Below are 19,124 nucleotides of genomic sequence, written 5' to 3' on the forward strand. Positions count from 1 at the left end.
GCGACAACCGTTCGGCCCTTCCCCACCTGCGGAAACGTCCGCCGCCCCGGACCGTGAGGACATGGCACAGAGGACCTTTCTCGCCGAGGTGAAGGACGCGGTCACCCCGCGCGCCACGCTGCTGGTCGTCGGCGTGATCGCCCTCCAGTTGCTGTTCATCGCCTCCTACGTGGGCGCGCTGCACGATCCGAAGCCCAAGGACGTGCCCTTCGGAGTCGTCGCGCCGCAGGCCGCGGCCGAACAGGCGGTGGCCCGGCTGGACAAGCTGCCCGGCTCGCCCTTCGACCCACGTGTGGTGGCGGACGAGGCGGCGGCGCGCGCGCAGATCCTGAACCGGGACATCGACGGCGCGCTGCTGATCAACCCGGCCCGCACGACCGACACGCTCCTGGTCGCCAGCGGCGGCGGCACCGTTCTCGCGAACACCCTGGCGCAGTACCTCACCGTCCTGGAGGCCTCTCAGCAGCGGACCGTCCGGACGGTGGACGTGGCCCCGGCCTCGTCCCAGGACTTCGACGGACTGACGTCCTTCTACCTGGTCGTGGGCTGGTGCGTCGGCGGCTATCTGTGCGCCTCGATCCTGGCGATCAGCACGGGCGCCCGGCCCGCCAACCCGCGCCGCGCGGTGATCCGGCTGGTCGTCATGGCGCTGGTCTCGATCGTCGGCGGACTCGGCGGGGCGGTGATCGTGGGCCCGGTCCTGGGTGCTCTGCCGGGCAGTGTGATGGCCCTGTGGGGGCTGGGCGCGCTGGTCACTTTTGCGGTCGGGGCGGCGACGCTCGGACTCCAGGGGATCTTCGGGATCGTCGGCATCGGGCTGGCGATCCTGCTCGTGGTGATCGCGGGCAACCCGAGCGCGGGCGGCGCCTTCCCGCTGCCGATGCTGCCGCCGTTCTGGAAGGCGATCGGGCCGGCGCTGCCGCCGGGTGCCGGGACCTGGGCGGCGCGGTCGATCGCGTACTTCGAGGGCAACGACACGACCGCCTCGCTGCTGGTGCTGTCGGCCTGGGCGGCGGCCGGGATCGCGGTCACGCTGGTGGCGGCGGTGCTGCGCGAGAGGCGCGCGGGCGAGCCCCTGCCGACTCAGGTGCAGTAGCACTCAGGTACGCGAAGGTCCCGCCCCTCGCGCGCGGGGCGGGACCTTCACTCAACTTCACACAACTTCGAGCAACTTCTGCGGAGCCGGTGTGCCGGTCAGCCGATCTCGGCACCCTCGGCCGACAGCGCCTCGGTGACCGGCTGGAAGAAGGTCTCGCCGCCGGAGGTGCAGTCGCCGCTGCCGCCGGAGGTGAGGCCGATCGCCGCGTCGCCGTCGAAGAGCGAGCCGCCGCTGTCGCCGGGCTCGGCGCAGACGTCGGTCTGGATGAGACCGCTGACCGTGCCCTCCGAGTAGTTCACGGTGGCGTTCAGACCGGTGACCGTGCCGTCGTGCACCTGGGTGGTGGAGCCGCTGCGGGTCACCTTCTCGCCGACCGTGGCCTCGGCGGCGTGGGTGATGGACTGCGAGGAGCCGTTGTAGAGGTCGACCTCGCTCGGGTGGTCCACGTCGGCGGTGTACTTGACCAGGCCGAAGTCGTTGCCCGGGAACTGGGAGTCGGCGTTGGTGCCGATCTGGTTGCCGCTGGAGTCCGACCAGGAGGAGATGGCGTCGGTGCAGTGACCGGCGGTGAGGAAGTACGCCTCGCCGCCCTTGGTCACGTTGAAGCCGAGCGAGCAGCGGCCGCCCGAGCCGGAGATGGCGTCGCCACCCGCGATGAAGGGCTTGAACTCCCCCTTGGTGCGCTTGAGTTCGGCCTTGGCGCCGAGCCCGTCGACGACCTTGGAGAGCTTGGCCCACTCGGTCTTGGAGACGGTCTTGTCGGCGGTGACGACGACCTTGTTGCTCACCGGGTCCGTCGACCACGACGTGCCGGGGATGGTGGCGTCCTTCGTCAGCGTCGTACGGGCGCTGTTGAGTTCGGCGAGGGAGTTCTCGACGACTCTGGCCTTGGCTCCGGCCGCCTCGACGGTCTTGGCGGCGGCTTCGTCGAGGACGTTCACGACGAGGCTCTTGGCGTTCGCGTCGTAGTACGTTCCCGCCGCGTCGGTGCCGAGGTTCTTACCGAGGGTCGAGGCGAGCTTTCCGGCCGCCGCGGCCGACAGGGTTTCGGGCGCGGAGGTCTTCGAGGGCTCGCTGGCGTTCGCAGTCTGGAAGGTGACTCCCGCGGTGACCAGTGCGGCTATGCCCGCACCTACCACGGCTGCACGCCGCTTGGGTATACGTCGGTGATTCAACTGACGTCCTCCTGTGGGGGGTCGGTCCGGGAGGTTGTGGGGACCTCGCGAACCGGAAGGCGTTGAACAGCGCCTACTATCCCGAGGCCGACAGGGAGCACACAAGGGCGTCTTCAGGACGCGCGTAGAACGCGGTTTGTGCGCCCCCACACTTTTGACAGTCCACGGTCACCCCACGTCTTCGCTCTGCAAACACTACGAGCAAGTACCTTGTGCGCAGTGCGTGAGGTCTAGTCCTGTCCGGAATTCGACCCCTCGGGACCGGGTTCCAAGCGGGGCACGGGAGGCGGCAGTTGCTCCTGCACCGGTTGCTGCTGCGCCTGCACCGGCTGCTGCGAGACCTGCTGAGGCGCCCCGGTCGGCTGCTGTGCCCTCTCCAGGAACCGCAGCAACTCCACCGGGAACGGCAGGACGAGCGTGGAGTTCTTCTCGGCGGCGACCGCCACCACCGTCTGCAGCAGCCGCAGTTGCAGCGCGGCGGGCTGCTCGGACATCTCCTTGGCGGCCTCGGCGAGCTTCTTCGACGCCTGCAGTTCGGCGTCGGCGTTGATGACCCGCGCCCGCCGCTCACGGTCGGCCTCGGCCTGCCGGGCCATCGACCGCTTCATGGTCTCGGGCAGGGACACGTCCTTGATCTCGACGCGATCGATGGTGACGCCCCACTCCACGGCAGGGCTGTCGATCATCAACTCCAGGCCTTGATTGAGCTTTTCGCGGTTGGACAGCAGATCGTCCAGCTCGCTCTTGCCGATGATGGACCTGAGCGACGTCTGCGCCATCTGCGAGACCGCGAACCGGTAGTCCTCGACCCGGACGATCGCTTCGGCGGCCCCGGTCACCTTGAAGTAGACGACGGCGTCCACCCTCACCGTGACGTTGTCCCGGGTGATGCCCTCCTGCGCGGGCACCGGCATCGTCACGACCTGCATATTGACCTTCTGGAGCCGGTCCACGAACGGCACGATCATCGTGAACCCCGGCCCGCGCACATCGTCGCGGAGCCTGCCGAGCCGGAACACCACACCGCGTTCGTACTGCTTGACGACCCGCGCCGCCGCCATCACGTACACCACACCGACGGACGCGAGAGTCGCTCCCGCCGCCACCAGCTCCTCGACCATGTCGGCCCCCAGGGGACTGAGCCCTATTTGTACTTCGAAGGTAACTCCGTCACCCGGGCAAGAGGGAGCCCCCGCACGCCAGTTGCGTACGGGGGCCACTCGGAGGACATGTCAGCCCTCGAAGGAAATGTCAGCCGACGCTCACGCCGTAGTAGCTCAGCGCCTCGGTGACCGGCTGGAAGAAGGTCGTGCCGCCGGAGGTGCAGTTGCCGCTGCCGCCGGAGGTCAGACCGTACGCCACGCTGCCGCCGTACAGCGGGCCGCCGCTGTCGCCGCCCTCGGCGCAGACCGTGGTCTGGATCATGCCGTAGACGACGTCGCCGCTGCCGTAGTTGACGGTGGCGTTCAGCGCGGTGACCCGGCCGCTGTGCGTGCCGGTGGTGGAGCCGCGGCGGTAGACGGTCGTGCCGACGCTCGGGGTGGCCGCGCTGGAGATGGTCTGGCTGCCGACCGCGCTCGGGTGCGCGATCGAGGAGTTGGTGTAGCGGACCAGCGCGAAGTCGTTGGTCGGGAAGCTGTAGCCCACGTTGGTACCCAGCGTCGTGGTGTGGCCGGAGTTGGAGTACCAGGTGGAGGCGACCTCACCGCAGTGGCCGGCGGTCAGGAAGTAGTAGGTGCTCCCGCTGTGCACGTTGAAGCCGAGGGAGCAGCGGTACTGGCCGCCGTAGATGGCGTCGCCGCCGCTGATCAGCGGCTTGAACTGGCCTGACGTGTGCTTGATGGTGAGGGCGCCGGAGTTGGCGCCGGCCTGGCGCTTGATCTTCGCGATCTCGGCCTTGGAGACCGTGCTGTCGACGGTGACGACGACACGGTTGGTCTTGCTGTCGACGGCCCAGGCGGTGCCCGGGACGTTCGCCTTGAGCACCGAGGCATCGGCGCTCTTCAGCTGGGCCGTGCTGAAGGGGGTGGCGGTGGACGCGTTCGCGCTGGGGACCGCGATCGCGGCGGCGGCCACGAGACCGGTGGTGACGGCGATCAGCCGGGTCCGTCTCGCAATGCCGCTGCGGGGGGTGGTGCGCTTGATCCTCACGTTCGTTCCTCCCAAGGGGAAGTCGGTGGGCCCGCGTGGGGTCGGGGCCCGTGAGGCGCAGCCAGGGCTCTGATCGTCCGGATTCCGGACACGCCGTGCCCCTGACAAGCGCTTGCGGGGAGTATTCGGCCGAACGACCGGTAGCCGCAAGGGGGCCTTTCAGCCGTCAACCTTTGAACGAACTATGCTTTTTGGCCACCCGTGCCCTGGTTCAGACCAGGTTGCGCTCACCCGCCTCCACAGCGACGTCCAGCGTGTTCCCGGGCGGCGGAAAGGGGCAGATGAAGTGGTCCGCAAAGGCGCACGGCGGCAGCACGGCGCGGTTGAGGTCGACCGTCGTACGGCCCTCGGCGTCGGGGGCCTGCGGGTAGAGAAACCGGAAGCGGAAACTTCCGTCCCCGCTGGTCGTGTCGGCGAAGACGGCCCACAGCACGTCGCCTTGGATCGCGACCTGGAGGGTGAGGTCCTGCCCGTCGAGAGTGAAGGCCAGCTCACCGGCGAGCCCCAGCCCGCGTTCGCGTCCGTCCGCGTTCTTCACGCGTACGGTGCGGTCCTCGCCGTACGGCGTGAAGCGCCCCGGCACCGACCAGCGCGGATCGTAGGGCGTGGCCTCGATCCCGCGGAACGCGCGGCGCGCCTGCGACGCCGGATCGAAGTCCCGCACACCCCAGACCCCTTCGCGGACGAGCACGACCAGCCGCCGCTCGCCGTGGGCGACCCGGGCCGCGTCCACCGCTCCGGAGTCGGCCGTGAGCCGGACCGCACCGTCGAGGGGCTGCCCGTCCACGGTCAGACCATCGGCAGCCACGGCGGTCAGCACCACACCCTCGCCGTCGGCCGTCCAGATCCCGGGAATGTCCGGAAGTCGCCCTTCCGGATGGTCCTCGAACCAGTGCGTACCGGTCAGCGCGAGCGGCCCGTAGGGCGCCGACACCGTCTCGACGCGGCCCTCCTGCCACTGCTTCCACTCGTCGGACGCGTCCGAAGTCATGCGATCAGCCCCGTCGTCATTGATCAATCCGGTCGTCATCTGGTCAACCCCTCCATACCGGGTCGGGCAACCCGAGATGTGAGCGCAGAGTGGCGCCCTGGTATTCCGTGCGGAACGCGCCGCGCTCCTGGAGCAGCGGCACCACCCGGTCCACGAACTCGTCGAGCCCTTTCGGGGTGATCACCGGTTGGATGATGAAGCCGTCTGCGGCGTCCTTCTGCACGAACTCGTCGAGCTCGGCGGCGACGGCCTCGGGAGTGCCGATGAAGGACTGCCGGGTGCCCGCCTCGATCACGGTCTGGCGGATGGACAGCCCCTTCTCCTTGGACAGGGCACGCCACTTCTCGGCGATCGCGACGGTGTCGCCGCGCCGGGTGCGCCCCTGGGTGATCCCCGAGTCCGCCACCGGGTCGGTCTCGGGCAGCGGCCCGTCGGGGTCGTACGCCGACAGGTCGACGCCCCAGATCTGCTCCAGCGCGAGGATCGCGTTCTGCGGGGAGACCTGCTGCCGCCGGATCTCGGTGGCCCTCTCCTGTGCCTCGGCGGCGGTGTCGCCGAGGACGACGGTGACGCCGGGCATGATCTTCAAGTCCCCGGGTTCACGGCCGTACTTGGTCAGCCGCCGCTTCACGTCGGCGTAGAAGGAGCGCCCCGCCGCCAGCGAGCCGTGCCGCGTGAAGATGACGTCGGCGGTGGAGGCGGCGAACTCCCGTCCCTCGTCCGAGTCCCCGGCCTGGATGACGACCGGGTGGCCCTGCGGTGAGCGCGGCACGGTGAACTCGCCCGCGATGTCGAAGTGCTGCCCGCGATGCGCGAAGGGCCGGGGGATGCCGTCTGGGGTCCACGAGTCCCACAACTGCCTTGCCGTGGCGACGAATTCGGCGGCCCGCGTGTACCGGTCCGCCCGGTCGAGGAAGCCGCCGCGCCGGAAGTTCTCGCCGGTGAAGGCGTCCGAGGAGGTCACCACGTTCCAGGCCGCGCGGCCGCCACTGAGGTGGTCCAACGTGGCCAGCCTGCGGGCGAGTTCGTACGGCTCGTTGAAGGTCGCGTTGACGGTGGCCGCGAGCCCGAGGTGTTGCGTGACGGCGGCGAGCGCGTTCAGCACGGTGAGCGACTCGGGCCGTCCCACCACGTCCAGGTCGTGGATACGGCCCTTGTGCTCGCGCAGCCGCAGCCCCTCGGCGAGGAAGAAGAAGTCGAACAGACCGCGTTCGGCGGTGCGGGCCAGGTGCTCGAAGGACGAGAAGTCGATCTGCGACCTGGACCGCGGATCGGCCCATACAGTGGTGTTGTTGACGCCGGGGAAATGCGCCGCCAGGTGGATGTGCTTACGACGTCGTACGGTCATGACGCTCCCCCTGTCACGGCGTACTGGTTGGCGGGCCTGGCGAGCCCCAAATGCTCCCTGAGGGTGCTGCCCGGGTAGAAGGTGCGGAACAGGCCGCGGTGCTGGAGCAGCGCCACCGTGCCGTTGACGAGCCGCTCCAGGTCACGGCGTGGCTCGGTGGGCGTGAGGTGGAAGCCGTCGACGATGCCGTCCGCGTGCCAGGTGGCGATCAGTTCGGCGAGGTCCACGGGGCCGCCCCGGTACAGCGGGCCCTGCACGGTCTGCCGGGGGCCGCCTCCGCCGTGGCCCCGCTCGGCCGCGTGCTCGCCGTCGCCGAGGTCGACGAGGAGACTCGCGAGGACGCGCAGGCTGTCGGGGTTGCGCCCGAACTCCGAGGCGGTCTGGCGGAGTTGATCCCGTACGGCGGCGGCCTGCGCGGGGCTCGCAGCCCGCACGAGGGCCACGTCGGCGTACCGGGCGGCGGTGCGCCGGGTGGGCCCCTCGGTGGCGTCGACCACGCGCACGGGGTGGCCCTGCGGGGGCCGCGGCACGATCGAGGGCCCCTTCACCGAGAAGCCGGCGCCGGCGAAGTCGACGTAGTGCAGCTTGTCCCGGTCGATGAAGCGGCCGGTCGCCAGGTCCCGTATCTCGGCGTCGTCCTCCCAGCTGTCCCACAACCTGGCGGCCACGTCGGCGACTTCTCCCGCCTCGCGCCACAGCTCGTCGGCGGGTACGGCATGCCGGCGGCCGAAGAGGCGGGCCTCGCCCTCGGTGGTCGACACGTCGATGCGCCAGCCGGCCCGGCCGCGGCTGACCCAGTCGAGGGTGGCGACGGCGGCCTGGACGTGGAAGGGCTCGGTGTGCGTGGTGGTGACGGTGGGGACCAGGCCGATGCGGTCGGTCGCTGGGGCGACGCGGGACAGGACGGCGAGGGCGTCGGGGCTGGGCCGGGCGAAGGTGTCGTCCAGGGTGACGAAGTCCAGGCCGCCGCGCTCGGCGAGCCGCGCCAGTTCGATGTGGGAGCCGGCGTCGAACACCGCCGGCTGGTCCAGGGCCGCGGCCAGGTGCAACAGCCCCCGGCCGTTCGATGAGGTCATGTGGGGGAACCTTTCGGAGAACCTTGGAGAGAAGCGCCCGTGTGCGCAGTTCGTGCAGCTTGTCGCCGGAGCGCCGGTGGCCGACCAGGGTGAAGGGCATTCACCGAAGGTGTTTCGTCGAAGGAGGTCATGCGGCCACGTCGGAGACCAGGGCGCGCAGGAAGACCAGGGCGGCCCGTGCCGTCGCGTCGTTCTGCCGGAAGGCGGGGCCGCCGGTGCGCGGGCGGGTGAAGGCGCCGGGCGTGCGTCCGTCGGTGTAGGGCCCGAGCGCGAACCGCCGGGGATGCGGCAGGCCGGCCGCGTCGAGGAGCCGCCCGTCGGCGGGGTCCACCCGGAGCAGCCCGTCGGGGGTCTCGGCGGCGCCGTCGGCGTGCAGTTCGCGCAGCAGGGTGTCGCGGGCCCGCCCGACGGTGGGCTCGGGCAGCCGCGCCTCGACCAGCGCCCACGCCTCGACGAAGGAGCCGGGCACGGTGGCGCTCGACGCCCGGAACACCCCGCCCTCGGCGCTGACGGTCATGTCGGAACCGAGGAACTTCAGGACTCCGGCACGGGAGAGCGCCAGCATCTGCCGCAGCCGCGGCCCGGGCGGCCCGGAGGCCAGATAGCTGAAGAAGCCGTGCCACCGGGGGCCGATACCACCGAGCCGGACCAGTTGGCCGTAGACGGAGAGCAGCCCGAGGAACACCGCCAGGTCCGGGCTGTGGTACGGATCGTGACTCCTGCTCAGGTCCCGCTCCACATAGCCGCGCAGCCCCTCCTGGAACTCCTCGAAGGAGCCGTACCGCACCCCGTCCAGCGGGTGGTCGAGTGCGTCCAGGTCGAGCCGGTCGGCGGGGTCGGGCACGGCGGACGCCACGAGCGCCTCCCGCTCTGCCGCGTCGGAAGCGGCCGCGTACTTCTCCTCGAAGGCACTCCAGTCGACGCCCGTCCGCTCCGGATGCACGGTGAACAGCCGGTGGTAGTGGGCGAACCCCAGCTCCTTCTCCACCAGCGGCCACACATCCCGCCCGAAGTCGAACCCCTCGGGCCGCGCGAGCAGCGCGTCCACCTCGGGCGGCCCGAAGAACCTCGGCAGCGGCGGCCGTTCACCACTCCAGTCGTAGCCGATCTTCGAGTGGTACGGCACTCCGCGCCGCGAACCGACGTACAGCACCGGCTCCTGCCCCGACGGCACATAGGTGTCGCCCTCGTACCGCCCGCCCCGCCCCTCGGTCAGCAGCACCATGAGATCGACGAAGGCGAGTCCGAACCCGCGCACGAGAACGGGCTCGCCGGCCTTCAGCGCGGAGAGATCACTGTCGGCGGTGAAGTCGGGCGGCAGGTGGACCAGCCCATGAGCACGCGCGTATTCGGACAACTCGCGTTGCTGGTCGTCGAGTTCGGCGTCGAGATGGCCGAGCGCGAGCACGACGAGATCGGCCAGGAGCGGGCGCGGGCGGCCCTCCAGCCACACCTGCTGACGGCCATCGCGCGGGCCGCCGATCCGCAGGGCCCGCCGCGCATGGTGGTGGACGGTGACGCCCGGGGGCAGGGCGGCAACGGCCTGTTCATGCACCCAGCGCAGATAGGCCCCCTGGAGTTGCCGATCCGCAAAGGTACGACCGTCGATGCCGGCCCACTCGTGCAGCGTGGGCCCCTCCCGCACCGGGCCCTCCATGGCCACCGTCTCGTCGGTGAACATGGTGACGTCCTCGGCGTGGGAGTTCATCCACAGCAGCGGCGACTGCGCGGCGCGCCAGATGCGTCCGGCGCCCGGCGGATGGGGGTCGACGAGATGGATGTCGAGGCCCGAACCGGCGTACAGCTCGGGCGCGTTGGCGGCGATCCGCTCGATGAGGCCGGTCCCCCGCGGACCGGCTCCGACGATCACCAGGGAGGGCCTCATCGCACGCGCTCCGGTATGTCCGGCGCGGCGGGGATATCGGCGTGGGTGTCGGAAGACATGCGAAGGCTCCGTGACACGTAGGTCGAACACGGTGGGTGCCTTCACACGGGCGTGTCGCGCAGCGCACGACGCGATACGGCCGAGCCCCTCAGCAGGGCCGTCCGTCGACTGTACGGGGCCGTTTCCCCTCACTGTCAAGGCTGTCCGGCATGTGAGCCGCACGTCTCAGGTCAGTTGACGCAGAACCGGATGCCTGTTCCACTTGGCCCATGCATCCACAGCAGTGCCTGGTCACGCGCTCCCACATCGACTTCGGTCGAGTGTGGTCCTGTTCCTGTTGAGCCGACCTCACTGCGCGCCCTGACGGGGCGCTCTCAGCGTTCTCCCTCTTCGCCTTCACACGCGCACCCCTCCCCTCGCGCTCTTTTCGCTCCTTGATCCACCTCCAAAGGACGAACCCGCACTCGCTAACGCACCAGAGCCGCCCGCCTCCTGGGCGCAGCCCGAACCCCGATCACCCGGTCCATCAACGCCCCCAGAACATCCCGCACCGACGAACGCTCCCGAGCATCACACTCCAGCACCGGCACATCGGCCCCGAGGCCGAGTGCCTCCCTCACCTCGTCCAGATCGAACCGCTCCGCGCCCTCGAACCGATTCACCGCCAGCACGAACGGCGCCCCCTGCGATTCAAAGTAGTCAACGGCCGGAAAACACTCCTCGATCCGTCGAGTGTCCGCGAGGACAACCGTCCCGAGCGCCCCCTCCACCAGGTCGTCCCACAGGAACGAGAACCGGTCCTGCCCGGGCGTCCCGAACAGATAGAGCGCGATCGTCGGGTCGAGAGTGATCCGCCCGAAATCCAGCGCAACGGTCGTGGTCGTCTTCGACTCGACCCCCTCGAGCGAATCGACCCCCACGGAAACCTGCGTCATCGCAGCCTCCGTGTCCAGCGGTTCGATCTCCGAAATCGCCCCGATGAACGTGGTCTTGCCAACGCCGAGTCCACCGCTCACCACGATCTTCACGGCGAGCGGCACGATCCTGTCAGAGCGCCCGGACATGGTCCCTGATCCTTTCGAGCATCTGGAGCGGCAGCTCCTCGGGTTCCCGGCAGTCGAGCCGGCCGGCGACGACGAGGTCGGACACGAGCACCTTGGCGACGCCCAGCGGGACACCGACCCGCGACGCCACCTCCGCAACCGTCGTCGGCTGCTCGCACACCGCGACGATGTGCCGCCGCTCGAACGTCAGCGACTCGTCGGGTACGCCGACGGCGACGACCAGCGTCTCCAGCCGCAGGTCGGCCTGGAGCGGCTCGGCCCGGCCGCCGGTGATGATGAACGGCCGGACGAACGTCGCGTCCTCAACAGGCTCTACGTCCATGGGCTCTTCGCCGTTCACCGCGGCAACGCCTGTCGCAGATCCGCGATGAGCGTCGGCGTGAGCAGATCACCGGCCCGTTCCGCGAGGACCGCCATCTCGTAGCCGACGAGCCCCAGTTCACCGCTGCTGTCGGCAAGCACCCCGAGACAACTGCCGTCGCGGATCGCGGAGACGAGCAGGAAACCCCGCCCCATCTCGATCATGATGAGCTTGACCCCGTCGAAGCCGTACCGCTTGGACGCACTGCGCGCCAGGCTGCTGAGCCCCGAGACGATCGCGGAGAGATGGTCGGCCTCGGTCCGCCCGAGCCCGTCGGACACGGCGATCAGCAGCCCGTCGGAGGAGACGGCGACCGCGTCCCGTACCCCGTCGGTGCTCTTGACGAAGTTGGCGAGCAGCCAGTTGAAGGTCTGCGAGTCGTTGTGGGCGTCGACTGCGGTCACTTGGCGTCACCCTCTTTCTGCTCGGCGACCTTCGGTTCGGTGTCCTTCGGCTCGGCGTCCTTCCGCTTCTCCTTCTCCGCGCTGATCCCGCCCCGCATATGGGCGCTGCGCAGGGTGGAGAGCATCCCGGAGATCTCCTCGGGGCTGCGGTCGGGGGTGGCCTCGGCGGGGACCGGCCGCTCCGGGCGGTCGGTCTCGCTGACGGCGTCCGAAATGGCACTGCGCTGCGGGCGTTTGACGAGCCCGTTGCGGGTCCGGGCGGCGGAGGTGCCCTTGCCGCCCGCGGCCGTGTTGCCGGCGTTCTCGGCGGATTTCGCCGCTGCCGGAACACCCACGAGCTCACCGGCCGAGGCTTCCGCTTCCTGTCCCTTCCGCGGTGCCGGCACCACGGGCTTGTCCTCGTCGTTGGCCTGCGCCGCCCCGACCGCCTTGTCCTGCGGAGCCTCGGTCAGCAGCGACACCGGAATCAGCACCCGGGCGACCACTCCGGCCGCCGGTGCCTCGCCGAGCCGTACCTCGATCCCGCACTTGCGGGCGAGGGCGCCGACCACGAAGTGGCCCAGGAACCGGGTCGGTTCGGCCATGAAGCTGGCCGTGCCGGACAGCCGTACGTTCGCCTCGGCGAGCGCCTGGGTGTCCATGCCGAGCCCGTTGTCGACGATCGCGACGAGATAGCCGGCGCTGGTGCGCCGCCCCTCGATCTCCACATCGGAGTCCGGCGGCGAGTAGCTCAGCGCGTTCTCGATCAACTCGGCGAGCAGATGGGCGACTTCGCTGACCACGGAGCCGCTGATGTGTGCGCCTTCGACACGGCGCAGGGTGACCCGGCGGTACTCCTCGACCTCGGCGAGCGAGGCGCGCAGGACGTCGGTGACGGCCAGCGGGGTGGCCCAGGGACGGGGGCTGGACTCCCCGGCGAGCACGAGGAGGCTCTCTGCGTTGCGGCGCATACGGGTGGCGAGATGGTCCAGTTCGAAGAGGTTGGCGAGCGTGGCCGGGTCGGCGTCCTCGTGCTCCAGCTTGTTGATGAAGCTGATCTGGCGGCGTACCAGGTTCTGGTTGCGGCGGCCCAGGCTGACCAGCGAGTCGGTGGCGTTGCGACGCAGCACGGCCTGTTCGGTGGCGAGGTCGAAGGCGGCGCGCTGGACGCGGTCGAACGCCTCGGCGACGTCCCGGACTTCGGCTCCCGCCCTGCCGGTCACCTCGAGTGCGGAGGGAGGCTCGGGGCTCTCTCCGGAGTCCGCGTCCTGCACGGCGGCGACGGCGCGCGGCAGTCGCTCGTCGGCCACCTCCCGTGCCTGCTGGACGAGTTCGGCGAGCGGCGCGGAGACGGACCGTACGCAGTCGAGGGCGAGTGCGCCGAGTGCGGCGACGGTGCCGAGGGCGAGCAGCACGAACAGCAGCAGGTCGCGCTGGGCGGTGCTCTCCAGTGCGGCGGCGCGGTTCTCGACGTCGGCGCCGAGCGCGATCTGCACGGCCCGCAGCCCGTTGATGGTCGAGGTCGTGGTGTCCCACCAGGCCATGGGCGGGATGTCGGACGAGTCCAGCTTTCCGCCGCCGTGCACGGCGACGCTCTCGTACGCCAGCATGCGCTCCGCGTCCGGAGTGGTCAGGGCCTCGTTCAGGCGCCGTTGCTGGGCGGCGGTCGCCGAGCGGGGGAAGGCGGCGAGGGCGGCCTGGCGGCCGGCCCGGATCTGCATGAAGCGGCTGTAGTCGTCGCCGCGGAACCGGCCGCCGGACGCGCGCACCGAGCCGAGCACGATGGCGCGTTCCTCTCCGGTGAACTCCTTGGCGTTGCCGAGGACCTGAAGGGCCTGGTACGCGTCGCGCAGGGTGCCGTCGCGCACCGCGTCGAGACCGAGGTCGAGCCGGTCGAGGACGGTGATCGTGGTGGTGAAGTAGTCGAAGGTGTCCTTCACGACGCCGGTCCTGTCGTCGGCGTGCCTGCGGATGCCGGCGAGGCCGTCGAGTCGTCCGAGGGACTCGCGCACGGAGTCGGCGGCCGCGCCGTCGCGCCCCTTCAGCGCCTTGTCGAGCTCGGCGCGGGCGGTGTCGGTGGCCTTGCGCTGGGCAGGCAGCTTGGTCTTGAACTGCGAGACTCCGCCCACGTATCCGGTGGTGAGTCCGCGCTCCTTCTGCAGCTCGTGGACCAGGCCCTGGAGGGTGATCTCCAGCCGTGCGTTCCGGTCGGTGGCGGATGCATTGCGGTAGGCGGAGATCTGCTCGGCGGCCGCGATGCCGAGCAGCGCCAGCAGGACCGCGAGGGCGAGGGTCAGGATCCGCAGCAGCCTGGTGCGAATGGTGGTGGTCGCTTTTGCTGTGACGTCCACTGAAGTGCCTTATGTGGGTGGCGAGTTGGGACAGGGACAGAAATGGTTCTGCTTCCGCCCAACGACCTCACCCGGCACCGGTCACCAGATCATCTTCTTCTTTTACGCCGCGGACACAGGATCTTCGGGAAACACCAGGTGACTCTCCGCCCGGCGCATTCCGTATACGACACCTGCGGTAACCGGATCAGCAGTCGCAGCCGCAGTCGCAGCAGTCGCATCCATCACAGCACTCGCAGCAATTGCAGCTGCAGTCACAGCAATCGCAACAGTCGCCGCAGTCGGTGTCCTTGCAGAGGCCGTCCTTGCGCTCACGGCTCCACGGGTCCTCGTACTCGCCGCAGCACATCTGGCACGTGCAGGCCAGCCCGGCCCACACCGCGCAGCCCGCCAGCAGTCCACGCCGTTCACGCCGGGGCGGCTCCGGCGGCAGGAACGGCCCACCGGGACCGCCGGGCGGTGCATACGGCCCCGACAGCGACGGCAGCGATCCGTGCGCGCAGGAGGCCGTACCGAAGGCGCGGTCGACCGAGGTGCGCAGTTCGTGCACGAGCAGCCGGTGGGCAAGCCTGCTGTCGCCGCTGTGCTTTTCCGGGGAGACCCCGGACCCCCAGGCCACCTCACGCAGCGCGAGCCGGATCCCGTGCAGGGCGTCGTCGGCGAGCCGCCGGGCCTCGGCGAGCGGGGTCCCGGTCACGGTGAGCGGGTTCCAGGCACCCGACGCGGCGTCAGTTTCCTGGTCCTCCACGGCATCCAGGAGATGCGCGAGCCGCCCGAACAGCCGCCCGGCCTCGGCGAGCGGTTCGGCGTTGCCCGGCCGTCCGGCCAGGACCGCGGTGTGCGCGAAGGCCGCGGCGGTGGCCGTCTCGGTCGGTTCGGTGACCGTCAGAACCGGCGTCCCGGGCCCCGCAAGGGCCTCGATGCCGATCTGCCGGTCCACGGCGTCCACGAGCACCGCGGTGTCGAACCCGACGTCGGATCCGGTACGGGCCCCTGCCGCGCCCCAGCTCGAGGCCACCCGGCGCGCGGCGAGCGCCACCGGTTTCCGCGCCAGCAGCCCGTCCCCGTCGGCGACGTGGTCCCGCACCTTGGCCGCGGCGAGCACCAGCGAAACGGCGGCCGCGAGCCGCGCCCCTTCTCCCTGCGCGACGGACGCGGTACGCATCCCGCGCAACGGACAGGGCCCCGCCGTACGCCGCCACCCGGCCGCCTTCTCGGCCTGAGCCTCCGTCAGAACCGATATGAGCAGCCCGTCGTAGTTGGTCACGACCCGCGCGAACTGCCCGTGGTCCTTGCGCAGCGCGAGACACAGGCCGCACAAATGCGCAACCCATTGGGACTTGAGGCTCTCACCGAGCCGATGCCGACAGGGCCTGACGATTCCGAACACGACGATCCCCCGTGACGCGTGTGACTTCCGATGCTGCTGATACGACGTTGAGCTGATACGGCGTTGAGCTGCCGCATCGTATCGACCACCCCGTTCACCCGTACGCACTGCCCGTCACCCGTACGCCGTGAAGAATCATATTTCACTCACAGTCAGCATCTGTGTACAGCAAGACCCTTGGGAAACGCGGGCTCTCGACGGATTCGCTCTGCACCAGTACCGTCACAAACCCCCCGCGCGGCGTCTATCCACTTGGCGCGCCAACCGCATCATGGATGACCATAGGGATGCGGAAAGCAGAAGGACCGCTGTGAGAGGAGGCGTCCATGGGATCGGTACGCAAGGCGAGTGCCTGGCTTGGCCTCGTTGACGACAACGATGACGAGCGTTACTACGACGACGACTACTCCGAAGGGACCGAGCAGCCCGGGGATGCCTGGGTCACCGACCCGCGGGTCAAGGTGGCCTCGGAGGCCGCCGAGGAGAAGGACCGTCGCATCGGCACGGTGACCCCGGACAGCTTCCGGGACGCCCGCGCCATCGGCGAGCTGTTCCGCGAGGGTGTTCCGGTCATCGTGAACCTCACCGCCATGGAGGCGTCCGACGCCAAGCGCGTCGTCGACTTCGCGGCGGGGCTCATCTTCGGTCTGCGCGGTTCGATCGACCGCGTCTCCAACCGCGTGTTCCTACTCACGCCCGCCGACACGGAAATCGTCAGCGGGGAGCCGGCGCAGCACCGTTCGGACGGTTTCTTCAACCAGAGCTGAGGCAGGGCCGCTCACCGGCCCTGCCCCCGCGCAGGGTTTACCGGAAGGCGTCGAGTCCGGTGAGCGCCTTGCCCAGTACGAGCTGGTGCATCTCGACGGTGCCTTCGTAGGTCAGCACCGACTCGAGGTTGGTGGCGTGCCGCATGACGGGGTATTCGAGCGAGATCCCGTTGGCGCCGAGGATGGTCCGTGCCGTACGACAGATCTCGATGGCCTCTCGTACGTTGTTGAGCTTGCCGAAGCTGACCTGCTCGGGACGCAGGCGGCCGGCATCCATGCGCCGCCCCAGATGGTGGGCGAGCAGAATCCCCTTGTGCAGTTCGACCGCCATGTCGGCGAGCTTGGCCTGGGTGAGCTGGAATCCCCCGATCGGCCGCCCGAACTGCTCCCGTGACTTCGCATAGTCGACGGCGGTCTCGAAACAGCTGCGGGCCGCGCCCATGGCTCCCCACACGATGCCGTAGCGGGCGTGCGAGAGACAGCTGAGGGGGCCTTTGAGCCCGACGACCTCCGGCAGTACGGCGTCGGCGGGCAGCCGTACGTCGTCGAGGACGAGTTCGCTGGTGACGCTGGCCCGCAGGGACCACTTGTGCTTGATCTCCGGCGCGGAGAACCCGGCGGTGTCGGTGGGCACGACGAACCCACGGATCCCGTCCTCCGTCTGGGCCCACACCACGGCGACGGCCGCCACGGACCCGTTGGTGATCCACATCTTCCGCCCGTTGAGGACCCAGTCGCCGCCGTCCCGCTTGGCGTGCGTCCGCATCGAGGCGGGGTCGGACCCGTGGTCGGGCTCGGTCAGCCCGAAGCACCCGATGGCCTCGCCGGCGGCCATGCGCGGCAGCCAGTGCTGCTTCTGCTCCTCGCTCCCGAACCGGTGGATGGCGTACATCGCAAGGGACCCCTGCACGGAGACCAGGGACCGGATCCCGGAGTCGGCGGCCTCCAGCTCCAGACAGGCGAGCCCGTACTGCACGGCACTGGCCCCCGCACACCCGTACCCGCTGAGCGACATGCCGAGGGCACCGATACCGCCGAGCTCGCGGGCGAGCTCCCGGATCTCGGGCAGCTCACCCTTCTCGTACCAGTCGGCGACGTACGGCAGCACCCGGTCGGCCGCCCAGCCGCGCACCGTGTCCCGGATGGCCAGGTCCTCCGGCTCCAGCAGGTCATCGATGCCGAGCGGGTCGGCGGGGTCGAAGGGGGGCAGTTTCGAGGACGCGGACATGGGACACCCTCCGGCACACGATGAAAACTAGCAGCGCTAGTTACGATTTCCAGGCCGACGCTACGGTGCAGTCTCCCGCACGTCCAGTGTCACGCCCTAAAGGGGCGCGGGGAACTGCGCGACCAGCCACAATGGCGCCGCAGACAACCGACAACGGTCAGGCCGAGACGCGAGAGTCGGCAACTTCCCGAGGCGCGGGCAGCTCCACCGGTGCCGCAGGCTCCCCGCAGTGCATGATCCGCGGCAACCGCAGCGCCATCACCGCACCCAGCAGCAGCAAGGCCGCGCTGACCAGCAAGGTCACATGCAGCCCGTGCACGAAGGAGTCCCGCGCGGCCCGCCGCAGGGCAACCCCGACGGGCCCGCCCAGGTGCGCGGCAACCTGGTAGGCCTCGCCCAGCGAATGCCCCGCCGCGGCCGAGGCCGAAGACGGCACCCCCGGCACGGACGACAGCCCGGGCGCGTACGCCGCGTTCATCACGCTGCCCAGCAGGGCGATACCGATCCCTGCCCCCAGCTGGTACGACGTCTCCCCGATCGCGGCCGCTCCGCCCGCCTGCGCCGGCGGAGCCTCGCTCAGCATCGACTCGTACGCCCCGAAGAGCGTGGTCTCCAGACCGAAGCCCAGCAGCAGGAACGCGGACACCATCAGCCCGGCGTTGTCCGACCCGCCCATCACGGTCAGCAGCACCACGGCCCCGGCGGTGAGGCAGAACCCGAAGCACACCATCCGGCGCGGGCCGAAGCGGCGCAGCAGCCGCGCCCCCGCCAGCCCCGCCGCCATCGCCGCGAACGTCAGCGGCAGCAGTCGCAGCCCCGTCTCCAGCGGCGACAGTCCCAGCACCAGCTGCAGATACTGCGCCGCGATCAGCTCCAGCCCCACCAGCGCGAGCATCGCCAGCACGATGCAGCCCACGGCGGTGCTGAAGGCGGGCCGCGCGAACATGCCGAGGTCCACCAGCGGATGCGTACGGCGCCGCTGTCGTCGTACGAAGAGGACCAGCAGCAGGGCGCCCACGACGAGCGGCGCCACGGCGAGGACGCCCAGTTCGCCTCCGCCCAGCCGCTTCACGCCGAGCACCACGCCGAACAGGCCGGCCGCGGCCATCAGCGCGCCGACCACGTCCCAGGGGCCGTCACCGGTGCCCCGCGACTCGGGCAGCAGCAGTCGGCCGACCGGCAGGCTGACCAGCATCAGCGGGATGTTGACCAGGAAGACCGAACCCCACCAGAAGTGCTCGAGCAGGAAGCCGCCGAGCAGCGGGCCGACGGCCGCGCCGACCGCGGCGACCGCGCTCCAGACGCCGATCGCGAGTGCCCGTTCACGCCGGTCGGGGAAGACCTGGCGGAGGATCGAGAGCGTCGCGGGCATGATCATCGCGCCGCCGACGCCGAGCAGCGCCCGCGCGAGGATCAGCACCTGTGGGTCGTGGGCGAGGGCCGCGAGGCCGGATGCGATGCCGAAGAGGCCGTAGCCGAGCAGCAGGATCCTTCTGCGGCCGACCCGGTCGCCGAGCGTGCCGAAGAGGATCAGCAGCGAGGCGCAGACGAGGGGGTAGACGTCGACGATCCAGAGCAGCTCTATCGCGCCGGGCTTGAGGTCCTCGGTGACGGCGGGGACCGCCACGTGCAGCACGGTCGCGTCGACCGCGACCAGCAGCAGGCTCACACAGAGGACGACGAGGACGACCCAGCGGTTGGCACCGGCCCCGGCCGCCCGACGGCGCAGCGCAGCGGCGGCCGTGGTCGTCCCGGACATGTACGTACCTCCCAGATGTTCCCTCGCGGTCGGCGGGCACACGGGGTGGGGACTCCCCGTGATCTCGGCCGGAGAGGAGCGGTGGTCTCCGGCCCG

16 protein-coding genes are annotated in these 19,124 nt (G+C 70.2%); 2 read left to right on the plus strand and 14 right to left on the minus strand.

Annotation, left to right across the window (positions count from 1 at the left end):
• Window positions 1–61 precede the first annotated feature (61 nt).
• Window positions 62–1,096 (plus strand): DUF3533 domain-containing protein, encoded by a 1,035-nt coding sequence (locus ACFY10_RS37275; RefSeq protein ID WP_390669708.1) that lies wholly within the window; start codon window positions 62–64, stop codon window positions 1,094–1,096.
• Window positions 1,097–1,194: 98 nt separating this feature from the next.
• Here the strand turns inward: ACFY10_RS37275 and ACFY10_RS37280 are convergent, their stop codons facing one another.
• The 12 genes from ACFY10_RS37280 to ACFY10_RS37335 form a co-directional block, all read right to left on the minus strand.
• Window positions 1,195–2,274, minus strand: a complete 1,080-nt coding sequence (locus ACFY10_RS37280) for a S1 family peptidase (protein WP_390669709.1) — start codon at window positions 2,272–2,274, stop codon at window positions 1,195–1,197.
• Between the two features lie 230 nt (window positions 2,275–2,504).
• Complete coding sequence (locus tag ACFY10_RS37285) at window positions 2,505–3,395, minus strand: slipin family protein (RefSeq protein ID WP_390669710.1); 891 nt, start codon at window positions 3,393–3,395, stop codon at window positions 2,505–2,507.
• Window positions 3,396–3,525: 130 nt separating this feature from the next.
• Window positions 3,526–4,425, minus strand: coding sequence for a S1 family peptidase (locus ACFY10_RS37290; RefSeq protein WP_390669711.1), 900 nt, complete (start codon window positions 4,423–4,425; stop codon window positions 3,526–3,528).
• Window positions 4,426–4,636: 211 nt separating this feature from the next.
• Window positions 4,637–5,416 (minus strand): DUF1684 domain-containing protein, encoded by a 780-nt coding sequence (locus ACFY10_RS37295; RefSeq protein WP_390669712.1) that lies wholly within the window; start codon window positions 5,414–5,416, stop codon window positions 4,637–4,639.
• Between the two features lie 43 nt (window positions 5,417–5,459).
• Entirely contained in the window at window positions 5,460–6,764 is a 1,305-nt protein-coding gene (locus tag ACFY10_RS37300) for an NtaA/DmoA family FMN-dependent monooxygenase (RefSeq protein WP_390669713.1), read from the minus strand.
• A complete protein-coding gene (locus ACFY10_RS37305) occupies window positions 6,761–7,840 on the minus strand; it encodes an LLM class flavin-dependent oxidoreductase (protein ID WP_390669714.1) in 1,080 nt (359 codons plus the stop codon). Before ACFY10_RS37305 ends, ACFY10_RS37300 begins: the two co-directional genes overlap by 4 nt.
• A 127-nt stretch (window positions 7,841–7,967) precedes the next feature.
• Window positions 7,968–9,725, minus strand: coding sequence for an FAD/NAD(P)-binding protein (locus ACFY10_RS37310; RefSeq protein ID WP_390669715.1), 1,758 nt, complete (start codon window positions 9,723–9,725; stop codon window positions 7,968–7,970).
• Window positions 9,726–10,192: 467 nt separating this feature from the next.
• Window positions 10,193–10,789 carry an ATP/GTP-binding protein gene (locus tag ACFY10_RS37315; RefSeq protein WP_390669716.1) on the minus strand — a complete coding sequence of 199 codons (597 nt, stop codon included), beginning with the start codon at window positions 10,787–10,789 and terminating at the stop codon, window positions 10,193–10,195.
• Window positions 10,773–11,111 (minus strand): DUF742 domain-containing protein, encoded by a 339-nt coding sequence (locus tag ACFY10_RS37320; protein WP_390669717.1) that lies wholly within the window; start codon window positions 11,109–11,111, stop codon window positions 10,773–10,775. The genes ACFY10_RS37315 and ACFY10_RS37320 overlap by 17 nt, the downstream gene beginning before the upstream one ends.
• A gap of 14 nt (window positions 11,112–11,125) precedes the next feature.
• Complete coding sequence (locus tag ACFY10_RS37325; RefSeq protein WP_097262076.1) at window positions 11,126–11,554, minus strand: roadblock/LC7 domain-containing protein; 429 nt, start codon at window positions 11,552–11,554, stop codon at window positions 11,126–11,128.
• Window positions 11,551–13,884 carry a nitrate- and nitrite sensing domain-containing protein gene (locus ACFY10_RS37330; RefSeq protein WP_390669718.1) on the minus strand — a complete coding sequence of 778 codons (2,334 nt, stop codon included), beginning with the start codon at window positions 13,882–13,884 and terminating at the stop codon, window positions 11,551–11,553. The genes ACFY10_RS37325 and ACFY10_RS37330 overlap by 4 nt, the downstream gene beginning before the upstream one ends.
• Before the next feature lie 187 nt (window positions 13,885–14,071).
• Window positions 14,072–15,274 (minus strand): DUF5685 family protein, encoded by a 1,203-nt coding sequence (locus ACFY10_RS37335; protein WP_390669719.1) that lies wholly within the window; start codon window positions 15,272–15,274, stop codon window positions 14,072–14,074.
• Between the two features lie 326 nt (window positions 15,275–15,600).
• Between ACFY10_RS37335 and ACFY10_RS37340 the strand changes: the two genes are divergently transcribed.
• Entirely contained in the window at window positions 15,601–16,041 is a 441-nt protein-coding gene (locus ACFY10_RS37340) for a cell division protein SepF (protein ID WP_390669720.1), read from the plus strand.
• 37 nt (window positions 16,042–16,078) lie between these two features.
• On the opposite strand, the gene ACFY10_RS37345 is transcribed toward ACFY10_RS37340, so the two are convergent.
• Window positions 16,079–17,269 carry an acyl-CoA dehydrogenase family protein gene (locus tag ACFY10_RS37345; protein ID WP_390669721.1) on the minus strand — a complete coding sequence of 397 codons (1,191 nt, stop codon included), beginning with the start codon at window positions 17,267–17,269 and terminating at the stop codon, window positions 16,079–16,081.
• Between the two features lie 157 nt (window positions 17,270–17,426).
• Entirely contained in the window at window positions 17,427–19,028 is a 1,602-nt protein-coding gene (locus tag ACFY10_RS37350; protein ID WP_390669722.1) for an MFS transporter, read from the minus strand.
• Window positions 19,029–19,124 lie beyond the last annotated feature (96 nt).

The sequence above is a fragment of the Streptomyces sp. NPDC001401 genome (assembly GCF_042895385.1).
Classification (GTDB): Bacteria; Actinomycetota; Actinomycetes; order Streptomycetales; family Streptomycetaceae; genus Streptomyces.